General features: G+C 73.5%; 20 protein-coding genes. 7 read left to right on the forward strand and 13 right to left on the reverse strand.

Translation table 11 applies throughout. The annotated features are described in order from the left end of the window. Positions 1-162: 162 nt before the first annotated feature. Both ACFU5J_RS01220 and ACFU5J_RS01225 read right to left on the reverse strand, forming a co-directional pair. Positions 163-621: a nitroreductase family deazaflavin-dependent oxidoreductase gene (locus tag ACFU5J_RS01220; RefSeq protein WP_430573483.1), complete on the reverse strand. Its 459-nt coding sequence runs from the start codon at positions 619-621 to the stop codon at positions 163-165. Continuing rightward, positions 618-2,330 (reverse strand): FAD-dependent oxidoreductase, encoded by a 1,713-nt coding sequence (locus ACFU5J_RS01225; RefSeq protein ID WP_430573484.1) that lies wholly within the window; start codon positions 2,328-2,330, stop codon positions 618-620. The genes ACFU5J_RS01220 and ACFU5J_RS01225 overlap by 4 nt, the downstream gene beginning before the upstream one ends. A 156-nt stretch (positions 2,331-2,486) precedes the next feature. Here ACFU5J_RS01225 and ACFU5J_RS01230 point away from each other — a divergent pair, with 156 nt between their 5' ends. After that, a complete protein-coding gene (locus tag ACFU5J_RS01230) occupies positions 2,487-2,876 on the forward strand; it encodes a hypothetical protein (protein ID WP_430577541.1) in 390 nt (129 codons plus the stop codon). Here ACFU5J_RS01230 and ACFU5J_RS01235 read toward each other — a convergent pair. After that, positions 2,852-3,655: a response regulator gene (locus ACFU5J_RS01235; protein WP_430577542.1), complete on the reverse strand. Its 804-nt coding sequence runs from the start codon at positions 3,653-3,655 to the stop codon at positions 2,852-2,854. The two genes, ACFU5J_RS01230 and ACFU5J_RS01235, sit on opposite strands and share 25 nt — an antisense overlap. 137 nt (positions 3,656-3,792) lie before the next feature. Here ACFU5J_RS01235 and ACFU5J_RS01240 point away from each other — a divergent pair, with 137 nt between their 5' ends. Together ACFU5J_RS01240 and ACFU5J_RS01245 are read left to right on the forward strand one after the other, a co-directional pair. Further along, complete coding sequence (locus tag ACFU5J_RS01240) at positions 3,793-4,077, forward strand: UBP-type zinc finger domain-containing protein (RefSeq protein ID WP_430573487.1); 285 nt, start codon at positions 3,793-3,795, stop codon at positions 4,075-4,077. A 170-nt stretch (positions 4,078-4,247) separates the two neighbouring features. Continuing rightward, positions 4,248-7,601 (forward strand): family 16 glycoside hydrolase, encoded by a 3,354-nt coding sequence (locus tag ACFU5J_RS01245; protein WP_430577543.1) that lies wholly within the window; start codon positions 4,248-4,250, stop codon positions 7,599-7,601. Positions 7,602-7,703: 102 nt separating this feature from the next. Here the strand turns inward: ACFU5J_RS01245 and ACFU5J_RS01250 are convergent, their stop codons facing one another. Further along, entirely contained in the window at positions 7,704-9,476 is a 1,773-nt protein-coding gene (locus tag ACFU5J_RS01250; RefSeq protein ID WP_430577756.1) for a CotH kinase family protein, read from the reverse strand. Between the two features lie 117 nt (positions 9,477-9,593). Beyond that, positions 9,594-12,152 carry a family 78 glycoside hydrolase catalytic domain gene (locus ACFU5J_RS01255; RefSeq protein ID WP_430577544.1) on the reverse strand — a complete coding sequence of 853 codons (2,559 nt, stop codon included), beginning with the start codon at positions 12,150-12,152 and terminating at the stop codon, positions 9,594-9,596. A 133-nt stretch (positions 12,153-12,285) separates the two neighbouring features. Between ACFU5J_RS01255 and ACFU5J_RS01260 the strand changes: the two genes are divergently transcribed. Continuing rightward, a complete protein-coding gene (locus ACFU5J_RS01260) occupies positions 12,286-13,404 on the forward strand; it encodes a GntR family transcriptional regulator (RefSeq protein WP_430577545.1) in 1,119 nt (372 codons plus the stop codon). A gap of 4 nt (positions 13,405-13,408) precedes the next feature. On the opposite strand, the gene ACFU5J_RS01265 is transcribed toward ACFU5J_RS01260, so the two are convergent. The 7 genes from ACFU5J_RS01265 to rpmG all read right to left on the reverse strand — a co-directional run bounded on the left by ACFU5J_RS01265 (position 13,409) and on the right by rpmG (position 19,591). Beyond that, a complete protein-coding gene (locus ACFU5J_RS01265; protein WP_430577546.1) occupies positions 13,409-14,560 on the reverse strand; it encodes a glycoside hydrolase family 76 protein in 1,152 nt (383 codons plus the stop codon). After that, positions 14,557-15,822 carry an ABC transporter substrate-binding protein gene (locus ACFU5J_RS01270; protein ID WP_430577547.1) on the reverse strand — a complete coding sequence of 422 codons (1,266 nt, stop codon included), beginning with the start codon at positions 15,820-15,822 and terminating at the stop codon, positions 14,557-14,559. The genes ACFU5J_RS01265 and ACFU5J_RS01270 overlap by 4 nt, the downstream gene beginning before the upstream one ends. After that, positions 15,806-16,708 (reverse strand): carbohydrate ABC transporter permease, encoded by a 903-nt coding sequence (locus ACFU5J_RS01275; protein ID WP_430573494.1) that lies wholly within the window; start codon positions 16,706-16,708, stop codon positions 15,806-15,808. The genes ACFU5J_RS01270 and ACFU5J_RS01275 overlap by 17 nt, the downstream gene beginning before the upstream one ends. Further along, positions 16,705-17,655, reverse strand: a complete 951-nt coding sequence (locus ACFU5J_RS01280) for a carbohydrate ABC transporter permease (RefSeq protein ID WP_430573495.1) — start codon at positions 17,653-17,655, stop codon at positions 16,705-16,707. Before ACFU5J_RS01280 ends, ACFU5J_RS01275 begins: the two co-directional genes overlap by 4 nt. 37 nt (positions 17,656-17,692) lie before the next feature. Then, complete coding sequence (locus tag ACFU5J_RS01285; protein WP_430577548.1) at positions 17,693-19,021, reverse strand: glycoside hydrolase family 125 protein; 1,329 nt, start codon at positions 19,019-19,021, stop codon at positions 17,693-17,695. Positions 19,022-19,151: 130 nt separating this feature from the next. Further along, a complete protein-coding gene (locus ACFU5J_RS01290) occupies positions 19,152-19,424 on the reverse strand; it encodes a type B 50S ribosomal protein L31 (RefSeq protein WP_430573497.1) in 273 nt (90 codons plus the stop codon). Beyond that, positions 19,424-19,591: a 50S ribosomal protein L33 gene (gene rpmG / locus ACFU5J_RS01295; protein ID WP_430577549.1), complete on the reverse strand. Its 168-nt coding sequence runs from the start codon at positions 19,589-19,591 to the stop codon at positions 19,424-19,426. Before rpmG ends, ACFU5J_RS01290 begins: the two co-directional genes overlap by 1 nt. A 218-nt stretch (positions 19,592-19,809) precedes the next feature. On the opposite strand from rpmG, the gene nhaA reads away from it, so the two are divergent. Then, positions 19,810-21,633 (forward strand): Na+/H+ antiporter NhaA, encoded by a 1,824-nt coding sequence (gene nhaA / locus ACFU5J_RS01300; RefSeq protein ID WP_430577550.1) that lies wholly within the window; start codon positions 19,810-19,812, stop codon positions 21,631-21,633. Positions 21,634-21,653: 20 nt separating this feature from the next. Here the strand turns inward: nhaA and ACFU5J_RS01305 are convergent, their stop codons facing one another. Further along, complete coding sequence (locus ACFU5J_RS01305) at positions 21,654-22,163, reverse strand: GNAT family N-acetyltransferase (RefSeq protein WP_430577551.1); 510 nt, start codon at positions 22,161-22,163, stop codon at positions 21,654-21,656. A gap of 76 nt (positions 22,164-22,239) precedes the next feature. Here ACFU5J_RS01305 and ACFU5J_RS01310 point away from each other — a divergent pair, with 76 nt between their 5' ends. Together ACFU5J_RS01310 and ACFU5J_RS01315 are read left to right on the forward strand one after the other, a co-directional pair. Next, on the forward strand, positions 22,240-22,839 hold the full coding sequence (locus tag ACFU5J_RS01310) for a TetR/AcrR family transcriptional regulator (RefSeq protein ID WP_430577552.1): 600 nt from the start codon (positions 22,240-22,242) through the stop codon (positions 22,837-22,839). Between the two features lie 37 nt (positions 22,840-22,876). Then, positions 22,877-23,386 (forward strand): nucleoside deaminase, encoded by a 510-nt coding sequence (locus tag ACFU5J_RS01315; RefSeq protein WP_430577553.1) that lies wholly within the window; start codon positions 22,877-22,879, stop codon positions 23,384-23,386. Positions 23,387-23,401: the final 15 nt, after the last annotated feature.

Genomic DNA, 23,401 nt, shown 5'->3' on the forward strand with positions numbered 1-23,401 from the left:
TCGCCCGCGGGTCGCGGGGTGAGCCTGAGGAGTGCCGTCGTGGTCATGCCGGGGACCGTAGCGCATTCCCTACCACTCCGGTCGGATTTATCTCGAATACTGGGACCAGCATATGGACACAGCGGGGCGGAGGTCGTGCCCGGGGGTGCCGAGCACGAGGCCTCAGCGCTGCGCGTCGTACGGGACGAGCTCGAACACCGGGTGCCGGTCCGCCTCGGCGACGAAGTCCGCCACCGGGGAGTCGGGCGTCGCGGTGAAGTACGGCCGGGTGGGCCGCGACAGGCGCACGTACCGCTGCAGCACCGGCCCCGCCTCCTCGGCCGACGCCGCCCGCACGACGCACACCTGCCGCGCGAGCCCACGGCGCAGCAGCACCCGCGGGTCGGCGCCCACGTTGTGCACCCAGGAGACGACGCCGTACGGGGCCACCAGCCAGCGTCGCCCGTCGTGCTCGACGAGCGTCGCGGGGTTCGTGCGGGGCAGCCCGCTGCGGCGGCCTCGGGTGGTCAGCAGCCACGTCGAGGGCACCAGCCCGAGCCGGACGAACCGGCTGGTCACCGCGTCGCCGACGGCGCGGGCGCGGCTGCGCCGGAACGTGCGGGGCGTGGTCGGGCCGGTCATGACGGGTCCCCTCCGCCGAACTCCTGGGCGCGCACCCAGGCGAGGTGCGCGTGCACGAGCGGCAGCACGGACGCCCCCTCGCCGCTCGCGGACGCGACCCGTTTCATCGATCCCGCGCGCACGTCGCCGACGGCGAACACGCCGCGCAGGGTGGTCTCCAGGCTCGCGGGCGGGCGGCCGCCCAGCCAGTCCTCCTGCGGCACGTCGCGGCCGGTGAGCACGAAGCCGTGGTCGTCGCGGGCGAGGCCGTCGGGCAGCCAGCCGCAGTCCGGCTCGGCCCCGAGCAGGCAGAACAGGCCGTCGGCGTGCGTCTTCGACCGCTCGCCGGTGTCGAGGTCCTCGGTGATCAGCCACTGCAGGCGGCCGTCGCCGCCGCCGTCGGTCACGACCGTGCGCGGCCGCACCGCGATGGTCGGCGTCGCGGCGATCTCCCGCACCAGGTAGTCCGACATCGTCTCGGCGATGCTGCCGCGGCGCACGAGGATCGTCACCGACCCGGCGAACTTCGCGAGGTGCACGGCCGCCTGCCCCGCGGAGTTCCCGCCGCCGACCACGCACACGTCCCGGTCCGCCATCTCCCTTGCCATCGAGCTCGCCGCGCCGTAGTAGACGCCCGCGCCGACGAGGTCGTCGAGCCCCGGCACCCCCAGCCGGCGGTACGAGACGCCCGTCGCGAGGACCACCGTGCGCGCGCAGAGCTGCGCGCCGTCGACGTGCACGTGGTGGTGCTCGGGCTCGTCGGCCGGACCGGGCTCGATCCGCACGGCGGCGCGCCCGGTGTAGAACCGGGCGCCGAACCGGCCGGCCTGGATCCGCGACCGCTGCGCCAGCCGCATCCCGGAGATCCCGCGCGGGAAGCCGAGGTAGTTGCGGATCATCGAGCTCGACCCCGCCTGGCCGCCGATCGCGTCCCGCTCCAGCACCACCGTCGCGAGCCCCTCGGACGCCGCGTACACCGCCGCGGCCAGGCCGGCGGGACCGGCGCCGACGACCGCGACGTCGGCGATCTCGCCGGGCGGGATCGAGTCGTAGCCGCCGTACATCGCCTCCGCGACGGCGGCCGGCGTCGCGCCCGCCAGCACCCGCCCGGCGAAGGTGCGCACCACGGGCAGCGCGGCGTCCGGGTCGGCCTCCCCGAGGATGGCGCGCGCGTCCGGGTCGTCGGGCGCCAGCACGCGGTTCGGGACGCCGAGGCGCTCCAGCAGGTCCCGGACGGCCGCGGCGTCACGGTCGCCCGCCTCCGCGACGATCTCCGTGGACGTCACCGTGGGCCGCGCCACCGACCAGCCCCACTCCGAGAGCAGCTCCACCAGCGCGGTGTGGAACTCCTCGTCGCGCGCGCCGCGCGGGATCCCGACGAACGTGTCCATGTCCCGGCGCAGCAGCGCCGCCCGCATCTCGTCGAGGGCGTCCGCGTACTCGTCGCCCGAGATCAGGGCCACCCGCCGCGCGGTCGACACCACGGCCGGCACCTGGTGCAGCAGCTCGAGGCCCGTCGCGTCCGGCAGGCGGCGCTCCGCCGCGATCATCGCCACCGGCTCCCGCGCCGCGACCAGCGCGCGCAGCCGCTCGAGGGCCGCGTCGGCGGTCCGCACCAGCTCGATCCGGTAGTCGCGGTCGTAGCGCGCTCGGAACTCGTCCTCGACCTGCGGCGCGTGCTCGTCGGCGACGAGCAGGACGACGGGACGGTCCGCGGGGGTGTCGGGCATGCGGCCAGGGTAGGGGCGCCCGTGCGTCGGGGCACGGGGGCGCCCGACAGTAGGCCCGGGACATCTTGATCCGATCCTGAGGCGAACTGCAGGGCAGCCGGAGGCCTGACCCGCAGGATCGTGGCGTCGGAACCGGACCACCTCGGAGAGCGCACCATGACCGTCCCGCCGGACGAGCCCCCACGCCTGGGGCCCGAGGCCGCCTGGGAGCAGCTCGCCGCCGACCTGCACGGCGACCGTGCCGCCCTGGTCGGGTTCGCGACGTCATGGATCCGCCTCGTCCCGCGCCGCACCGAGGGCCTGGCGGCCGCGCTGCGCGACGGGGACGCCGACGCCGCCCGCGGCCTGCTGCTCACGTTGCGCAGCACGGCGACGATGCTCGGCGTGGGCGACCTCGTGGACGCGGCCACCCACGCCCTCGCGGCCCTCGGCGCGGGCGGCACGGACGGCGCCTGGGACCACCTGGAGGCCGTCGCGTCGGCGGCGGACACGGGCGCGATCGTGATCGCGGGGATGATCGCTCAGGAAGGGTGGTCGAACCGGTAGCCGACGCCGCGCACCGTGCGGATCCACCGGGGCTCGGACGGGTCGTCGCCGAGCTTGCGGCGCAGGTTGGCCATGTGCACCTCGACGCTGCGCCGGTCCGGGTCGGCCACCCTCGTGCCGGTGTCGTACTCGTCGCCCCACAGGACCCGCACCAGGGCGTCCTTCGACAGCACGCGGCCCGGCGTGCCGCCCAGCGCGGCCAGGAGGTCGAACTCGCTGCGCGTGAGGTGCACGGCCCGGCCCTCCACGACCACCGTGCGCCCCGCGACGTCGACGACGAGACCGTCCGAGACGATGGTGTCCGACAGCGCCGCGGCCGCCAGGCCGACGACCGGGGCCGGCGCCGGCAGCGGGGCCGCGGGCAGGACGGGCCGCCGCGGCCGGCGCAGCATCGCCTCGATGCGCGCCCGCAGCTCCCGCGGCCGGAACGGCTTGGTCTGGTAGTCGTCGGCGCCCGCGTCGAGGCCCATCAGCGCGTCGATCTCGTCCGTGCGCGCGGTGAGCATCACGACGTACGTGTCCGACACCGTGCGGATGCGACGGCACACCTCGAACCCGTCGATGTCGGGAAGGCTCACGTCGAGCGTCGTCACCAGCGGGTCGGTACGGCGCACCAGCTCCACGCCCTCGAGCCCGGACCCGGCGGTCGCCGTCGCGAAGCCGGCCTGGGTGAGGACCACGTCGAGAAGGTCCCGGACGTCCGGATCGTCCTCCACGATCACCGCGGTGCGTTCGACGGTGACCCTCACGTCGCTCGGCTGCGCGGATCCAGCGGACATGGCGACACCGTAGTCGCGAGGCGCGAGGGCCGCAGCGTGCCTCGCCGTGCTGCCTCTTGCCCCGGGCGCCCGCCCGGCGCACCCTGGTCGGTGCCCGGGAGCCCCCGGGCCCACCGGCCGAGGGCGAGGACCGCGACATGACCAGCACCTGCGAGCACCTGGACCAGATCGTCCCCGTGGCTCCCGAGACCGCCGGCGAGTGCCCCGAGTGCGTGGCCGCGGGCGGTACGTGGGTGCACCTGCGCACCTGCCTGCAGTGCGGGCACGTGGGGTGCTGCGACTCGTCGCCCGCCCGCCACGCGACGGCCCACTTCCACGCGACCGAGCACCCCGTGATGCGGTCCATCGAGCCCGGGGAGCACTGGGGCTACTGCTTCGTGGAGGAGCTGCTCATCCCCGGGCGCGAGATGCCGGCGAGCTAGCCGGCCCGTCGGAGCCATGCGCTCCGACCCGCTCGCGCGGGCTTATGCCAAACACGCGACAGAAGTTGTAGACAGAGCGTCAGAAGGCTCGGTACCGTCAAGTCTTCTCATCGGCGGGGACGTCAAGGGGAGCTTCGCCGACCCGATGAACGGCTGACGAAGGAGCAACGATGCTCGAACGCACCAGCCTGCCGGCGGCCCGCCGGTCCAGGTACCGACGCGGCGCGGCCGCGCTCACCCTCGGCGCGCTCGTCGCCGCGGGCTGGGCCGCACCCGCCGCGGCCGACCTCCCCGAGCAGGAGCCGGGCCTCACGCTGCGGACCTTCCAGCTCGCCCAGAAGCCGGACGGGATCTGCACCCTGAAGTCGGGCCAGACGCCGAACGTCGACAAGCTCATGCCCACGATCGACTGGTCGACCGCCGAGCAGTTCGGGGCGGAGGACAACTTCATCTCGCAGGCGACCGCGAACCTCACCGTGCCGACCGACGGCGAGTACACGTTCCGGCTCACGAGCGACGACGGCTCCAGGCTCTCCCTCGACGACGAGCTGGTCGTCGACCACGACGGGCTGCACGAGGCGACGCCCAAGGAGGGGACCACGACGCTCACCGGCGGGGTCCATTCCCTGCTGGTGGAGTTCGTCGAGGCGGGCGGCGGCCAGGAGCTGCACCTCGAGTGGAAGACGCCGGGCAGCTCGGCCTTCGAGCTGGTCCCGACGTCGGCGCTCAGCACCGAGGCCGGCGTCGTGCGCGTGACCGCCCCCGGCTTCAAGTACTGCGAGGGCGCGACCGACACGGCCGGCGACGGCCTGCGGCTGGACGCCGTCAACCCGAACTACGAGCTGGTCGACCTGCGCCCGGAGGGCTTCGAGCCCAAGGTCTCGGGCCTCGCCTTCACGCCCGACGAGCAGCTCGCGGTCGTCACCACCGGCGAGGTCAGCTCCGGGGGCTGGGAGCCCGACCCGGTGTCCGGCGAGGTGTACTTCCTCGACGGCGTCGTCGACGCGGAGGGCCCGGAGGACGTCACGACGACGCGGGTCGCGGACGAGCTGCTCAACCCGATGGGCATCGAGGTCGTCGACGACTCGATCTTCGTCTCCGAGCGCTACCAGCTCACCCAGCTCACCGACCCCGACGGCGACGGCTTCTACGACAAGCACACGAAGATCGCGGAGTGGCCCGACGGCGGGAACTTCCACGAGTTCGCGTTCGGCCTGATCCACGACGAGGACTACTTCTACGTCAACCTCTCGGTCGCCATCGACAACGGCGGCGCCACCACCAACCCCCAGCCCGGGAAGAACCGCGGCACGTCGCTCAAGATCGACCGCGAGACGGGCGAGGTCACGTACGTGGCGGGCGGGCTGCGCACGCCGAACGGCATCGGCTTCGGCCCCGAGGGCGCGATCTTCGCGACCGACAACCAGGGCGCCTGGCTCCCGGCGAACAAGCTCATCCACGTCCAGAAGGACCACTTCTACAACCACTACACGAACCCGGCCGGCCCGTTCGACTCGCAGCCGGTGTCCCCGCCCGCCGTGTGGCTCCCGCAGAACGAGATCTCCAACTCCCCCGGCAACCCGATCCTCGTCAAGGACGGCGAGTTCGCGGGGCAGATGCTCGTCGGCGACGTCACGTACGGCGGCATCCAGCGCGCGTTCCTCGAGAAGGTCGACGGCGAGTTCCAGGGTGCGGTCTTCCGCCACACCGCGGGCCTCGAGGTCGGCGTGAACCGCGTCGTCTACGGCCCCGACGGCGCGCTGTACGCCGGTGGTACCGGCGAGGGAGGCAACTGGGGCGAGCCCGGCAAGCTCCGGTACGGCCTCCAGAAGCTCGTCCCCGTGAACGAGGACTCCTTCGACATGAAGGAGATGCGCGTCGTCGAGGGCGGCTTCGAGATCGAGTACACCGACCCCGTCTCCGACGACGTCGTCGCGAAGCTGGCCGACGCCTACAAGATCCGGCAGTGGCGCTACGTCCCGACGCAGCAGTACGGCGGCCCGAACGTCGACGAGGAGCCCCTCTTCGTCGACAGGGCGACCGTCTCCGCGGACCGCAAGACCGTCACGCTGAAGATCGACGGCCTCCTGCCCGGTCACGTCGTGCACGTCCGCTCGCCGCGCCCGTTCGCCTCGGCGAGCGGCGCCGAGCTGCTCAGCACGGAAGCCTGGTACACGCTGAACTCGCTGCCCGGCTACGTCGCCCCGGGTGACCGCGGCTGGTACGAGGCGGAGCTGGCGCAGCCGCTCGGCGGGTCGAGCATCGCGACCGACCACAGCAACTGGTCCGGCTCCGGCTTCGCGGCCGGCATGTCGTCCGTCGGCTCGGGCCGCACGTTCTCCGTGACCGTCCCCGAGGCGGGCGCCTACCCGGTCAACGTGCGCTACGCCAACGGCACGAACCCGTACCCCGACCTGCGCTCCAAGCGGGTCTCGCTGTACGTCAACGGCGAGGACCTGGGCCAGTGGACGTTCCCGACCACGGGGAGCTGGAAGGACTGGGGGGTGCAGACGCGCGACCTCGACCTCCGGGCCGGCGCCAACACCATCAAGCTCGTGTACGAGGACGGCGACGAGGGCAACATCAACATGGACGTGCTGTCCGTCGGCAAGGACAACCTGGACATCTGCACGCCCGGCAAGGTCGAGGCCGGGTACACGGCGATCTACGACGGCACCCTCAAGAGCCTGCAGGACGGCTGGCGCATGGCCGGCCCGGGCGGCTTCGGCCGGCAGGACGACTGCTCGATCAAGGCCTCCGGCGGGATGGGCCTGCTCTGGTACCAGAAGGAGCTCGGGGACAGCTACAGCCTCCGGCTCGACTGGAAGCTCTCGAAGGACGAGAACGGCGGCGTGTTCGTCGGCTTCCCGAACCCGGGCAACGACCCGTGGGTGGCCGTCAACAAGGGCCAGGAGATCCAGATCGACGCCACCGACGCCCCGGACCGCACCACCGGCGCGGTCTACACCTTCCAGGGCGCCGACCCGGAGGCCGTCAAGGAGTCGCTCCAGCCGGTCGGGAAGTGGAACGCCTACGACCTCCGCGTCGAGGGCGACCGCATCCGCGTGTACCTCAACGGCAGGCTCGTCAACGACTACACCGACGTGGACCCCGAGCGGCTCGTCAACAGCTTCGTCGGGATCCAGAACCACGGCAGCGCCGACGCGGTCAAGTACCGCAACATCCGCTTCATGAAGCTGTCGCCCGACGGCGACGTGCCCAGCGCCGTGCAGGTGCAGGTGCGCCCGGCGTCCGTCGTGGCGGGCACCGACGCCCGGGTCGACGTGCGGGTCGGGGCCAAGGACGACCGCGGTTCTTCGCCGAAGGCGACCGGTGCGGTGACGGTGAAGGTCGGCGGGCGGGAGATCGTGGCGCCCCTCGTCGACGGCGCCGCCACGGTGGCCATGCCGACGACGGGTGTCGACCCCGGCGTGCAGAAGGTCGTCGTGAAGTTCGACGGCGACGCCCGGTACACGCCGAGCGAGAAGACGGCGACCCTGAACGTCCGGGCCGCCCAGCAGTAGGTCGACCAGCAGGAGGAGGTCCGCCCCGGGCGCCACGGCGCCCGGGGTGGGTCCCCGCCCACGACGGCGACGTCGGACCCGACGGCCGGGGCGGGCAGCGGACTAGCTGCTCGCACCGGCCGTCGTGCCGTCCGTGGCACCGTCCGTGGCGCCGTCGTCGGCGTCGTCCTTCGACGCACCGCCGGCGGCGCCGAGGCCGCCCTGGCCCTGGCCGCTCTGCACGGCGTCCGCGGTGAGCATGTCGGAGACCGCCTTCGACTCGCTCGTGAGGGTGTCGGCGTCCAGCAGGTCGGACGCGTCGTCGGACAGCGTCGACACCAGCGAGTCCAGGTAGTCCTGCGCGTCGCCGCTCTCGTAGACCGACGCCGTGAGGTCCTCGACGGCGGAGTCGTACGCCGCCTTGAAGTCGTCGTCCGCCAGGAACCGCGTCACCAGGGCGTTCTCCTTGCCGCCGAAGCCGTCGCCCCCGCCGCCCCCGCCGGGGCCGCCCTGCGCGCCGTCAGGGAGGTCCGCGCCGTCAGGAAGGTCCGCGCCGTCGGGCGGCGTCGCGCCGTCGGGGAGGTCCGCGCCGTCCGGGGGCTCCATGCCCTCGGGCGCGCCGTCCGGCCTTTGCCCGCCCTGCCCGTCCTGCCCGCCCTGACCCCCGCCCATGCCGCCGCCGAGGCCGCCGTACGACAGGTTCTGGTCCCACGCGACGACCTCGACGAGGCCCGTCTCCGGGTCGTAGTGCAGGTAGGCGTTGTTCCCGGGGCCGTCGATGTCGTCGGAGTTCGCCACCAGGTCCTGCACCGCGAGGTACCGGGCGAACGAGTCGACGTCGAGGTAGTCGCCCAGGTTCGCCGCGAAGTCCGCGTCCGACGAGTCGTTCACGAACTCGAGGAACGTCGCCAGCGGCTGGTACGCCGCGTCGTCGTCCGTCGAGCCCTCGCTGTCGTACTTGGCCTCGAACGCGTCGGCGTAGTCCGCGAGCGTGTCGCGCACCGACCAGTCGCCGTCCGCGTCCGCCTTGTACGTGATGCCGCCGTTCGGGTAGGTCTCCTCGTTCCACAGGTCGTCGTCCGGCAGGTCGATGATCAGGCGGAGCACCTCGTCGCTGCCGTTCACGCTGAACCGCGTGTACGTCGCCTGCTCCGCCGGCACGTCCGCCAGCTCCAGCACCTTCAGCGCCACCGCCTCGTTGAGCGACGACTCCGTGTTGTTGCCGCGCACCACGAAGTCCGCGCGGCCGTCGTGCTCCTGGCCGTCCACGTACTTGTCCAGGCGGATCAGCCACGGCAGGCCCGCCGGGTCGTCCGCCGACGCCGTGCCGTCGCCCTCGCCGAACCCGCCCGGCACCTGTCCGCCGTCCTGCTGGTCGTCGGTGGCCGTGTCGTCGGCCGTGTCGTCGGTCGTGTCGTCGGTGGCCGTGTCGGCCGTGGCCGTGTCGTCGGTGGCCGTGTCGGCCGTGGCCGTGTCGTCGGTGGCCGTGTCGTCGGCCGTGTCGTCGGTGGTCGTGTCGTTCGTCGTGTCGTCGGCCTTGCCGCCGCCCTGGCCGCCGAGGCCGCGGAGGCTGGAGTTGCCCTTGAGCCGCAGCCCGACGTCGTCGTACTCCTTGCCATCGATGGTGACGGAGGCCTTGATCCAGTCCTTGTCGCCGGAGTCGGCGAAGGTGTCGAGCATCTCCTGGTAGTCGTCCTCGTCGTACTCGACGGAGACGGTGTGCACGGTGCTCGTGTCGAAGAAGTCGCCCGCCTCGTCGGCCGAGGCGGTCGTGTCGCACGCGGCGAGCGTGCCGGCGAGCGCCACGACGCCGGCACCGGCGGCGAGCGGGCGGGTGATGAGGGGGAAGCGGCCGGAGGCCCGGCCGTACGGGGAGGTGAGGTGTCGACGCATCATGCCGCTCACGTCATCATCCCGGCCTGGGAGGGTGCTCGGCGGGCGGTGGGAGGTCCATGACGTCGCGGTTCGTCGTCGTCCTGGGCGCGGACGACGACGAACCGCGACGTCGACCGGTCAGGACCGCGGCACCCGGTCGCCGGCCACGTGGTGCGTGCCGGGCCCGACGGTACGGACGGGGCCGTCGAGCGGCAGGTCGAGGTGGGCGACCGTCCCGGGCGGCACGTCGAGGTCCAGCTCGAACCGGCCGCCGTCCAGCCGCCACGCGACCCGGACCGGCCCGTACGGGCTGTCCAGCCGGGCCGACGCGCTGGTGAGGTGTCCGGTCACCAGCGGCCGCACCCGGATCTCCCGGTAGCCGGGCGCGGCGGGGGCGATGCCGGCGACGCTGCGGTGCAGCCAGTCCGCCACCGCGCCGTACGCGTAGTGGTTGAACGACGTCATGGTGCTGGGGTTGATGGTCCCGTCGGGCAGCATCGAGTCCCAGCGCTCCCAGATCGTCGTGGCGCCCATCGTGACGGGGTACAGCCACGAGGGCACGGTGCGCGTGAGGAGCATCTCGTGCGCGAGGTCGGGGTGGCCGGCCACGCACAGCGCGTCGAGGACCACCGGCGTGCCGAGGAACCCGGTGCTCACGTGGAAGCCGGCCTCCCGGACCAGGGTCGCCAGCCGCTCGCCGGCGCCGCGCCGCCGCGCGTCGGTGTCGAGCAGGTCCCAGGCGAGCGCGAGGGCGTACACGGTCTGGCAGTCGCTGCGGACCGTGCCGTCGGCGTCCACGTACGCCGCGCGGAAGGCCCGCCCGACGTCGTCGGACAGCCGCGCGTACCGCTCCGCGTCGGCCTCGCGGCCGAGCACCTCCGCCGCGCGCGCCAAGAGGTGGGAGCTGCGCGCGAGGTACGCCGTGGCGACGACGGCGGGGTCGGCCTTCACCGCGGCCGAGTCGTCCGGCGGGGCGTCCGGGTCCAGCCAGTCGCCGAACTGGAACCCCGTGTCCCACACCAGGGACTCGCCCGCGAGCGCGCGCTCCTTCTCCACCCACGCCCGCATGGAGTCGTACTGGCGCTCCAGCACGCCCACGTCGCCGTAGCGCTCGTACAGCGTCCACGGCACGTGCACGGCGGCGTCCGCCCAGCCGGCGGCCGGCGTCTGCACGCCGCCGTCCGGGCCGGGTCCGCGCAGCTCGCCCACGACGTCCGGCACGACGTAGGGCACGCCGCCGTCGGGGCGCTGCTCCGCCGCGAGGTCCTGCAACCAGGAGCCGAGGAACCCGCCCACGTCGAACAGGAAGGACGCGGTCGGGGCGAAGACCTGGATGTCGCCGGTCCAGCCGAGGCGCTCGTCGCGCTGCGGGCAGTCCGTGGGCACGTCGAGGAAGTTGCCGCGCATGCCCCGGACGACGTTCTCGTGCAGCCGGTTGACGTCCGGCTCGGAGCACTCGAACCAGCCGGTGCGGCGCAGGTCGGAGCTCACGACCACCGCGTCCGCGTCCGCCGGTGTCACCTCGGCGCCGGTGACCTCGGCGTACCGGAAGCCGTGGAACGTGTACCGCGGCTCGAGCACCTGCTCCCCGCCGGCGAGCACGTAGGTGTCCGTGGCCGTCGCCGCACGCAGCGGGCGCACGCCCAGCTCGCCGCGCTCCAGCACCTCGGCGTGCCGCACGGTGACGACGTCGCCGCGCGCTCCGTCCACGCGCAGGCGCGTCCACCCGACCACGTTCTGTCCGAAGTCGACGAGCTGGGCGCCGCTCGGCGAGGCGAGCACCGCGCGCGCGGGGACGGTCTCGACCTCGCGCACCGGCGGGCCGGTGGGCGCGACCAGCCGGCCGGGGTCCGTGTCGAGCACGTCCACCGGGCCGTCGGCCGCGGCGTCGGGCACGAGGGGCAGCCGCAGGTCGGTGGCCTGGCCCGCGTACAGGTCGTCGGCGAGGACGCCGGTGGTCCCGGCGCGCCAGGACCCGTCGGTGGCGACGGTCGCCCGGCGGCCGTCGGCGTAGGTGATCTCGAGCTGGGCGAGCAGCGCGAGCCGGTCGCCGTACGAGTCGCGCTGCAGCGTCCACGTGAGCTGCCCGCGGTACCAGCCGTTGCCCAGCCCCACCGCGAGCCGGGTCGAGCGGCGCCCCCGCAGGTGCTCGGTGACGTCGAAGGTCTGGTACCGCAGCCGCGCGTCGTAGGCCGTCCACCCCGGGTCGAGGTGGTGGTCGCCGACGCGACGGCCGCCGACCCACGCGTCGTACACGCCGTGCGCGGTGACGTACAGGCGGGCGTCGACGACGTCGCCGTCGAGCTCGAGGTCGCGCGCCAGCACGACCGCCCCGCCGTCGAGCCCACCGACGTCGCGCGGGCTGACGAGGCGTGCCACGACGTCGTCGGGCGCGAGCAGGCCCGCCTCGATCGCGAGGGGGTCGCTCCAGGGGGACCAGGCGCCGCCCGCCTCGACGCGCACCTGGACCTGCACGCGCTCCCGCGAGCGCAGCGGCCGGAACGGCCACGCCACGAGCACCTGCTCGGGGCCGCCCAGGCGGGCCGTCCCGGTGCCGCCGTCGGAGGTCCGGAGCCGCAGCTCGACGGCGGTCTGCTCCCCCGCGCCGCCCGAGCGCGTCCAGGACAGCCGCGGGGTGGCCGTGCCGATCCCCGCCTCGGGAGCGCCGTACTCGGTCACGAACCGTTCGATGCGCATCGTCGCGCCTCCTCGCGGGGCCGACCCGCCGTCGGGAAGTTCGGGTTCCTGCGTCCTGCGGTGCCCCACAATGGACCAGGATCAGAGATCATATTCATTCTGCTGTTCGACCGGTCCGATGACGGGAGCTGGCTTGACCGAGGCGCTGTATGCCCAGGTGCACGACGCGCTGCGCGCCCGCATCCTCGACGGCGAGCTCGGCGTGGGCGACCGCCTCCCGACGCAGGCCGAGCTCGTCGAGCAGTTCTCGGTCAGCGCGATCACCATCAAGCGCGCGCTCGACATCCTGCGGGACGAGGGCTTCGTGACCCGACGCCCGCGCATCGGCACGATCGTCGTCTCGACGACCCCGACGGGCGGGCCGGCCCACGCCGCCGCCGACCACCTGCCGCTGGTCGGCTACATCGTGCCGGGGTTCGACGACGCCTTCGGCTCGCACCTGCTCGGCGGGCTCCTCGACGCGTCGAGCGAGCGCGCGCACGTCGTGGTGGCGATGTCGCGCGGGGACTCCGACCTGGAGGAGCGCCTCATCCAGGAGCAGCTGGACCGCGGCATCGACGGGCTCGTCCTGCTGCCGACGTCGTCCCAGGCCATCCCGCAGAGCGTCGCGACGCTCGTCGGCCGCGGCTTCCCCATCGTCATCGTCGACCGCACCCTCACCGGCGTGCCGGTGAGCACGGTGACCTCCGACAACGTCGCCGGCGGGCGGCTGGCGGCGGAGTACCTGTTCGGGCTCGGTCACACCCGGATCGCCCTCGTCCAGTCCCCCAACGCGGTGTCGACCCTCGACGAACGACGGCGCGGGGTGGTGGCCGCGCACGCCGCGCACCAGGTGCGGCTGGAGGAGTCCCAGGTGTACTCCGGCGTCCGGTCGGTGGTGCCGGGCTCCGCCGTCACGCCCGAGGACGACGTCGACGGTCTGGTCGCGTTCCTCGGGGCGCGGCCCGACCTCACCGGGTGCGTCGTGACCGAGTACCACTCGGCGCGCCTGGTCCTGCAGGCCGCCGAGCGCCTCGGCCGGGCCGTGCCGGACGACCTCTCCGTGATCTGCTTCGACGCCCCGCCGGAGTACGTGGACGCCGCGGTCCCGCTCACGCACGTGGAGCAGGACCAGGCCGCGATCGGCGCGCGCGCCTTCGAGCTGGTCGGGCGTCAGCTCGCCGAGCGGGGCGACGTCTCGCAGGACACGGTGCCCGTGCGGATCCTGCCGGGCGGGTCGACCGCCGACGCCCCCCGCCCGGCGGGCTCGTAGCCGGTCAGGCACGCCGGGCGCGCATCTCCAGCGCCATGACGGCGCTCAGCAGGGTCGAGTAGCCGACCTGGGACGGCGCCGGGCGCGCCCAGTCGTCGCCGGGCCGGAGCACGACGCCCGCTCCCCGCAGGGCCTCGACGGCGGCCGGCGGGGCCCCGTCGGCCGCCCGGACGTCGTCGACGGGCACCGTGCCGTGCGCCCACAGCGCCTGGGCGCTCGACGCGAGCAGGTCGTCGACCGCGGGGACGGCGCGCTCCTCGAGCAGCGCCGCCGCGTAGCGGTACCAGACCCCCTTGAAGAGGCCGACGTCGCCGCCCGCCGTGTCCGGCACGTCGTCGTCGACCAGCTCCCCCTCCCGGCGGAACACCCCGCCCGTGGCGAGCTCGCGCACCGACGTCAGCGCCGTCCGCTCCGCCTTGTCGAGCCACGCCGCGTCCCCCGTGGACCTGTACAGCTCGGTGCAGGCACCGATGTACAAGCCCTGGTTGTAGGTGAAGCGCCAGTGCGTGTCGACGTCCGTGCCGCCCTCGCGCCCGAGCCCGTCCTCGACGAAGCCGTCCGGCCCGACCAGGTGCTCCTCGAGCCACGCGACCGTCGCCAGGGCGCGGTCCAGGTAGCGCCCGTCGCCCGTGCGCCGCGCCAGCCTCGCGCCGAGGATCGCCAACGGCCCGTTGGCGGGGGTGTTCTTGTAGTCCGGCTGCTGCTTGCGCCACGACAGCGACGGGCCGTGCGTGTCGTTCCACCCGAGCTCCACGACGTGCTCCCACAGCGCCAGCACGTCCGACTCGACGGCGGCCTGCTCGGCCTCGTCGGAGGTCGCCTCGACCAGCCGCAGCAGGGCCAGCGCGTACCAGAGCATGTCGTCGAAGTAGTCGTTGAACAGGCTGCCGCCGTTGCGCTCACGGATGTTGGCCGCCGTCGCGCGCGCGGCGTCCAGCCAGGCCTCGTCGCCCGTGCGGGCGAAGGCGTCCAGCCGGCAGTCGACCACGTGCGCGAGCCACCAGTAGTTGAACGTGTCGTCGGTGGGCTCCGGGTGCGCGTTGTGCAGCAGCTGCGGCGACGGCGCCCCGTAGAGCAGGTCGACGCTGTGCTGGGCGACGTCGGCGCGCCGCGCCCAGGTGCGCACCGCCGTGTCGCCGGTGGTCGTGGTCGTCATCGGTTGGCCTCCAGGATGCGGTCGCCCTGGGCGGCGGCGTCGGCGAGGGCGGCGCTGCCGCCCAGGTCGCCGGACATCACCTGCTGCAGGGCGGGGATGAGGGCGAGCGTCTCGACGTCCGAGTAGCCGGGGACCGGCGGACGGACCTTCGCGACCTCGATGGTCTTCACCATCGGGCGGAACCGGTCGTCCACCGCGTCCACCGCGCGCCTCGACGCCTCGACGTTCGCGGGGATGTTCTTGCTGATCTTCGAGAACGCGAGGCTGTTCTCCTGGTCCACGGCCCACCACTTCATGAGCTCCCACGCCCCCTCGGGGCAGGGCGCGTCGGTGGGGACGACGAGCCCGAAGCCGCCCATGGACGCGCCGGTGTCGCCCCGGGGCCCGACGACGGCGGGCACGACGCCGTACTCGAGCCCGTCGACGGCGTCCCACGTCGGGAAGTTCCACGGGCCGTCGTACTTCATCGACACGGCGCCCTGCGCGAAGGCGTCGATGCCGTCGGAGAAGCCGAGCTCGTAGACGCGGCGCTCGTGCAGCAGGTCGTCCCAGAAGTCCAGGACCTCGAGCCCCTGCGGGGAGTCGAACGCGGTGTAGCGCTCCGTCGGGTCGAGCAGCCGCCCGCCGGCCTGGCCCAGCCACATCGAGAACAGGCCCACGTCCTGGATCTCGAACCCGGCGCGCTCGAGCCGCCCGCCCTTGCGGACCGTCAGGGCCTCCGCGGCGTCGGCCAGCTCGGCCCAGGTCGTCGGCGGCGCGATGCCGGCCTCGTCCAGGTGCGCCTTGTTGTAGAAGATCGCGCGGGTGTCGACGATCAGGGGCAGGCCGAACGCCTGCTCCCCCACGCTCATCTCGCGCACCGCCTCGGCGTAGAAGTCACCGAGGTCCACGCCGTCGCGCGCGGCCCACGCGTCGATCTGCTGCAGCGCCCCGCGGCGCCCGTACTTGGCGGTCTGCCACCGGTCCCACAGCACGAGGTCGGGCACGTTCCCCGACGCGATGCCCGTGAGCATCTTCTCCTCGAGCGCGCCCTGCGGCACGTAGTGGAAGGCGAAGTCCTGCTGGGCGGCGTTGAACGCGTCGAGCTGGGTCTGGATCTGCGTGGCCTGGTCGCCGGACCAGCTGCCCCACATGGTGAGGCGGCGCGCCCCGTCCGCCGTGTACCGCGGCCGGTTCGGCGCGGCGCAGGAGGACAGGGCGGCGGCGCCGGCACCCAGGCCGAGCGCCCGCAGCACGGCGCGGCGGCTAACGAGCGTTGACATGGGAGACCCCCTCGATGATGTAGCGCTGGGCGAAGACGAACAGGAGCAGCACCGGCAGGCTCGTGATCACGGTGCCGGCCATGAGCGGGCCGTAGTCGGTCGCGTAGTCCGTGACGAACGACGCGAGCCCCACCTGGACCGTCCACATCTCCTGGACGTTGAGCACGATGAGCGGCCACATGAAGGCGTTCCAGCCGGCCTGGAAGGTGAGGATGGCCAGCACGGCGGCGCCCGCCTTCGCCAGCGGGAGGTACACCTGGGCGAAGATCCGGAACTCCGACGCGCCGTCGATCCGTGCGGCCTCGCCGAGCTCGTCGGGGATCGACGAGAAGAACTGCCGCATGAAGAACACCGCGAACGCGCCCGCGGCGCCGGGCAGGATGATCGCCCAGTACGTGTTGAGGAGGCCGACGCCGCCCTGGCCGAGGACGTTGTTCCCGCCGGCGAACGGGATGGCCCGCAGCACCAGGAACGAGGGCACCATCGTCACGATGCCGGGCACCATGAGGGACCCCAGCAGCGTGACGAACAGCGCCCGGCGCCCACGGAACTTCAGCTTGGCGAACGCGTACCCGGCGAGGGAGCCGAAGAACAGGTTGAGCACCACGCCGCCGACGGCGAGGACCATCGAGTTGAGGAAGTACCGCCCGAACGGCACCTCCGTGACCACCCGCTGGTAGTTCTCGAGGGTCACGGTCCGCGGGATCAGGTCCAGCGCCCCGGAGAGGATGTCCCCGGCGGGCTTGAGCGACGTGACGAGCGTCCACAGGAGCGGGAAGACCGTGAGGATCGCGACAACCACCACGGCCACCCACCACAGGGCGACGGACACGTGCTGGGCGGGGGTGCGGCGGCTGTGCTGGAGGGGGACGGCCTGGGCGCTCACGTGTTGTCCTTCCCCGTGACGCGGGCGTTGATCACCGCGAAGACGGCGATGATCAGGAACAGCACGAAGGAGATGGCGGACGCGTAGCCCATCTCGAGGTTCCCGAAGCCCTGCGTGTAGATGTAGTAGACGAGCGTGATCGTCGAGTTGCCGGGGCCGCCCTTGGTGAGCACGTAGGCCTGGTCGAAGACCTGGAACGCCCCGATGACCAGCAGCGTCGAGACCAGGAACGTGGTGCGCGACAGGCTCGGCATCACGACGTACCGCAGCTGCTGCCACCACCCGGCGCCGTCGATGCGCGCCGCCTCGTAGAGCTGCGGGGGGATGCCCTGGAGCCCGCCGAGATAGATCATCATGTTGGTGCCGAAGCCGGCCCAGACGCTCATCATGACGATCGCCGGCATGGCCCACGCCGAGTCGTACAGCCAGGCGGGCCCGTCGATGCCGAACCAGCCGAGGGCCACGTTGATCATCCCGAACTGCGGGTTGAGCATCCAGTACCAGATCGTCGCCGTCGCGACCGTAGAGGAGACGACCGGCACGTAGAAGAACGTGCGGAACAGGGACGCGACCCGCACGTTCCGGTTGAGCAGCAGCGCGGTCGCGAGCGCGACGACGATGCCGAGCGGCACGAACAGCAGGGTGTAGTAGGCCGTGTTCCGCAGCGCGATGGCGAAGTACGGGTCGAGGAGGAGCCGCCGGTAGTTGTCGAGCCCGAGCCACTGCGAGTCACCGATGACCGAGTAGCTCGTGAAGCTCATGACGAGCGCCATGCCCGCCGGGACGAGCACGAAGACGGCGAACAGGAGCATGGGCAGGGCGACGAACAGCCACCCCCACCGCTCCTGGATCCGCCATTGCCGCGAGGGTCCTCGCGATGCCTGGGGCGGGGGCGCGGACGCCTCCCGGTTCCCCGGCGGCGCCGTTGCCGCCGTCGTCACCGTCATGGTTCAGATCGCCTCCTTCGCCGATCCGCACGTCCGCCTATGCGGCGTGCCTGAACACTTCCGCCCCGGGTGCCCCGGGGACGTGGTACCCGATGACGTCGAGCACGAGCTCGCAGAACATCGAGTCCGCCCAGCTGAACCACTCCCGGGTGAACTGCTCGGGACGGTCCACGTGGTACGACTCGCACATCCGCCCGCGCTCCGCGTTCACGGCGAGCAGGTCCGCGACGACGGCGCGCTTCCGGGCGGGGTCCGTCGAGGTGAGCCCGCGGACGGCGGCCGCGAGGGGCCACACGTAGCGGTCGGGGGTGTGCGGACTGGCCAGACCGTCGCCGGTCGTGCCGCGGGTGTAGGTCGGGTTGTCCTCGCTGAGGACGAAGCGCCGCGTCGCGACGTAGAGCGGGTCGTCGAGGGCGATCCCGCCGGTGAGCGGCAGCGAGAGCAGGCTCGGCATGTTGGCGTCGTCCATCAGCAGGTGGTGCCCGAGGCCGTCCACCTCGTAGGCGAGCACCGGCCCGTGCCGGGGGTGGTCCACGACCCCGTGCCGCCGGGTCGCGTCGTCGAGCTCGGCCGCGAGGGCGTCGGCGTCGGCCGCGAGGTCCGGGTCCGGGAGGGGGCCGCGGGCGAGCTCGGCGAGGTCGCGCAGCGACGCGGCGGCGAAGAGGTTCCCGGGCACGTTGTAGTGGTGGACGCACGCGTCGTCGCTGGGCCGGAACGCGCTCCACGTCATCCCGGTGACGCCGACCGGCGACCCGTGGCCGCCGTGCGTGAGCGTGTCCGTGGGAGCGCCGTCGAACCGTTGGAACCGGTACGACGAGCGGGCGGCGTGGTCCTGCTCGGTCCGCAGGGTCGCGACGACCAGCGCGGCGGCGTCGCGGAACGCGCCGTCGAGGTGGTCGGTGCGCCCGGTGGCCTGCCACAGCTGGTGCGCGAGCTGCAGCGGGTAGGCCAGCGAGTCGACCTCGTACTTGCGCTCCCAGACCTCCGGCGCCATGTCGGTGTCGTCGCTCTGGTGGCCGGCGCCGTCGGGGCCGCGGTTGAACGCGTTGGCGTACGGGTCCTGGAGGATCTGGCGGCTCTGCCGTCGCACCAGGGCCGCGACGACGTCCCCCAGCCGGGGGTCCAGGCCGAGCAGCGCCAGGTAGGGGCGCATCTGGGCCGCGGAGTCTCGGAGCCACATCGCCGGGATGTCCCCGGTGAGCACGAACCCGGTGCCGTCGGGCTCGAGGAGCACCGCGTCGTCGAGCGTCCGTCGCATCGCGTCGGCGAAGACGACGCCCGTGCGGTGGTCGAACGCCGCGGCGACGCGGGCGGTCACCTCCTCCAGGACGCCGTCGTCCAGCATCGGTGGGCCTGCGTGGTCCATGCACTCCCGCTTCCTCGTTTATATATATCTAATAGATGGAACATATCAGCGACGCGGTGCGGTGACCAGACCCGCGCACACGACAGGGCCCGCGGCATGTGTCGTGCCGCGGGCCCTGCAGGTCGTGCGGTCAGCGCTGCCCGTAGCGGCGGCGGAACTTCTCCACGCGGCCGGCGGTGTCGACCACGCGCGCGGCGCCCGTCCAGAACGGGTGGCTGGCGCTCGAGATCTCGACGTCGACCACGGGGTAGGTGCGGCCGTCCTCCCACTCGATCGTGCGGGCGGGGCGGCCGGGGCCGGAGGCGGCGTCGCCCGCCAGCGTCGAGCGCGTAAGGAACGCGGTGCCGGCGCTGGTGTCGCGGAAGACGACGGGTCCGTAGGTGGGGTGGATGGTGCTCTTCATCAGCGTGCCTCCCTGAAGTCGACGTGGCGGCGGGCCACGGGGTCGTACTTGCGCAGCACGACACGGTCGGGGTCGTTGCGCCGGTTCTTGCGGGTCACGTACGCGAAGCCCGTCCCCGCCGTCGAGCGGAGGGTGATGATCGGGCGCAGGTCCGTGCGGGATGCCATCCGGCTGCTCCTCGTGCCTGGTCGGGATGAGAACGATTCTCAACTTCCGTGGTCCACAACCCGGGCGGGGGGTCGAACATTCCCGGTTCCCCTCCGCGCACTCCCGCCTCGCCCCCGGGAACACCCGCGGCCCGCACGGATGTTCCCCCAGCGGCCGGCGGGCCGGGAGCGTCGTACGCTCCTCGCGGACCCGCACCCACCACGGACGGGAGACACGCATGGCGGTACGCGCGCTGGCCGAACGGCTGCGCACCGAGTCGGGCGCCGCCCTGCTGCTGGTGGGCGTCACGCTGCTCGCCCTGGTGTGGGCGAACTCGCCGCTGTCGGGCGCGTACGAGCAGCTCTGGGCGCTGCCGATCCACGTCGACATCGGCGACCTGCGCTTCGACATGGACCTGCACCACTGGGTCAACGACGGCCTCATGGTGCTGTTCTTCTTCGTCGTCGGCCTCGAGGTGCGCCAGGAGCTCGCGATCGGCTCCCTGCGGCAGCGCAGCCAGCGCCTCGTGCCGCTCGTCGCGGGCACCCTCGGCGTGATCGTGCCGGCGCTGATCTTCCTCGCCGTCGCCGGCAACGCCGACCCGCACGGCTGGGGGGTCGTGGTCGGCACCGACACCGCGTTCCTGCTGGGGGCGCTCGCGCTCGTCGGGCCGGCGATGTCGAGCCAGCTGCGCGTCTTCCTGCTCACCCTGTCCGTGGTGGACGACTTCCTCGCCGTCGGCATCATCGGCGTCGTCTACTCCGAGGACGTGCGCGTCGCCCCGCTCGTCGTCGCGGCGCTCAGCCTGGGAGCCCTGTGGCTGCTGGGCCGGATGCGCGAGTGGCGCAGCTCGCCCTACGTGCTGGTCGTCGTGGTGCTGTGGGGCGCCACCGTCCAGGCCGGCGTCCACCCCTCGATCGCGGGCATGCTCGCGGGCCTCCTCGTGCCCGCCGTCGCGACGCGGCGCGACGACGTGCTCCAGGCCAAGAGCCTGTTCCGCGACTACTGGCAGTCGCCCAGCGCCGCCGTCGCCCGCAACGCCCGCGCGGGCCTCGCCCGGTCCATCTCGGTCAACCACCGCCTGCACGACGTGCTGCGCGGCCCCGTGTCCCTCGTCGTCGTGCCGCTGTTCGCCCTCGCCAACGCGGGCATCGACCTGCGCGGCGGCGCCCTGGGCGCCGCGCTCGGCTCGGTGATCACGTGGGGTGTGGTGGCCGGCCTCGTCGTGGGCAAGCTGGTGGGCATCGGCATCGGCACGTGGGGCGCGATCCGCGCCGGCCTCGGCCGGCTGCCCGACGGCGTCGGCCCGGGCAGCGTGCTGGGCGGCGCGGCCCTGTCCGGCATCGGCTTCACCGTGTCGCTGCTGGTCGTGGACCTCGCGTTCGACGGCACGCCCGCCGGGCAGGCCGCGACCGTCGGCATCCTCATCGCGATGGTGCTGTCCACCCTGCTCGGGTGGGCGATCTTCACCGTCGCGCGCGTCCGGTACGGCGAGGCGAGCGCGGACCTGCCCGTCGCCCTCACCCCCGTCGTCGACCCCGAGCGCGACCACGCGAAGGGCGACGCCGACGCCGCGCACACCGTCGTCGAGTACCTCGACTTCGAGTGCCCGTTCTGCGCCCGCGCCACCGGCATGGGCGCCGAGCTGCGCGCGCACTTCGGCGACCGGGTGCGGTACGTCGTGCGGCACCTGCCGCTGGAGGACGTGCACCCGCACGCCTACCTCGCCGCCGTCGCGGCCGAGGCCGCCGAGCGGCAGGGGCGGTTCTGGGAGATGCACGACCAGCTGTTCACGCACCAGTCGCGCCTGGAGCCCGGCGACCTGCGCGAGCACGCGGCGGAGCTCGGCCTCGACCTCGAGCGGTTCGACGCCGACATGGTCGACGAGACCCTGCACGCCCGCGTCCGGGCGGACGAGGCGAGCGCGATCGCGTCCGGCGCGCGCGGCACCCCGACGTTCTACCTGGACGGCGTCCGGCACCGCGGACCGCACGACGCGCGCACCCTGATCGCCGCGCTCGAGGCGCACGAGGACGACCCCGCGCTCCGTCGGCGGTCGTGACCCGGCCCAGGCCGGTCGGCTCAGGTCAGAGGGAGCGACCAGGTCTGGCCGACGAGGTCATGGCCGAAGCTGTGGTGCGGCTGCTCGTCCACCAGCGCGAACCCGGCAGCCGCGTAGATGCGGCGCGCGGAGGCAAGCACGTCGTTGGTCCACAGGTCCACGCGCTCGTAGCCGGCGTCGCGCGCGAAGCGCAGGCACTCGGCCACGAGCCGGGTGCCCACGCCGAGGCCCCGTGCCTCCGGGGTGACCAGCAGGATGCGCAGCCGAGCCACCCGGGGCTCGGGATCGGCGACGAGGAAGACGCAGCCCACCCGCTCGCCGTCGGCCTCCGCGATCCACCCGGCCTCGCGGCGCGGGTCGTGCGACCCCGCGAAGTCGGCCACGATCCGCGCGACGAGCGCCTCGAACCCGGTCTCCCAGCCGAGCTGGCGGTGGTACACCTCGCCGTGCGTCTGCACCACCCACCCGAGGTCGCCCGGCCGGTCCGCGCTCCGCACGACCACGTCTCTCGCGATGGCTGCCCCGGTCATGCGCCCCTCCGTCCACCGTGTCGGCAGGCTGCCGCCGACTGAAACGACTGTTTCACTGCCGACTAGGATAGCCCGCATGACCCGCCAGGCACCACCCCCCTCCCCCCGCCGGGCCGAGCTGCTCGAGGCCGCCTACCGCTACACCCTGGAGCACGGCCTGGCCGACATCTCGCTGCGCCCGCTCGCGGCCGCCGTGGGGTCCAGCCCGCGGGTGCTGATCCTGCTGTTCGGCTCCAAGGACGGGCTGGTGCGCGCGCTGCTCGCCCGCGCCCGCGAGGACGAGATGGGGATCCTGGGGCGGCTCGGCGCGGCGGGCGACGGTGCGGACGCCCGCGGACTGACCGACGCGGCGGGGCACGTGTGGGACTGGCTGGCGGACCCGGCGCACCGGCCGCTGCTGCGGCTCTGGGCGGAGTCGTACGCCCGGTCCCTGGTCGCCACGGAGGGGGCGGACGGGCCCTGGCACGGTTTCGCGCGAGCCACGGTCGAGGACTGGCTCGGCGTCCTCGCCGGCCACCAGCCGCCGGCCGAGCGCGGCTCGGCCGGCGGGCTGGCCCGGCGCACCGCCGTCCTCGCGCTGCTGAGGGGCGCGCTGCTCGATCTGCTCGCCACGGGTGACGACGCTCGGGTCACCGCCGCCGTCCGGAGCCAGCTGGCGGCATCGCCCGCCGCCTGACCTCCCGGACGGGCGGGCCGTGGGCGATGATGGCCACATGGGATACCAGAGCTCTCCGGCACCGACCGCCGACGACCTGCCGCACCTGCGCCGGTGCGTGGACCTCGCCCGCGAGGCGCTGGAGGACGGGGACGAGCCGTTCGGCTCGCTCCTCGTCGACGCGGGCGGCGTGGTGCGGTTCGAGGACCGCAACCGCGTCAAGGGCGGCGACCAGACCCGCCACCCGGAGTTCGAGATCGCCCGCTGGGCGGCCGAGCACCTGACGCCGCAGGAGCGGCGCGAGGCCACCGTGTACACGTCCGGCGAGCACTGCCCCATGTGCAGCGCGGCGCACGCGTGGGTAGGGCTCGGCCCGATCGTCTACGCCACCGGCACCGCACAGCTCGGCGCATGGCTGCAGGAGTGGGGCGTCCCCGCCGGCCCGGTCGCCCCGCTGCCCGTGGGCGAGGTCGCGCCCGGGGTGCCGACCCGCGGCCCCGCCCCGGAGCTCGCGGACGAGGTCCGCGCCCTGCACGCACGCCTCCACGGGGTGCACGACCCCGCCTGACGGTGATTGCCTGGG

The organism is Isoptericola sp. NPDC057559 (genome assembly GCF_042801555.1).
Taxonomy (GTDB): Bacteria; Actinomycetota; Actinomycetes; order Actinomycetales; family Cellulomonadaceae; genus Isoptericola.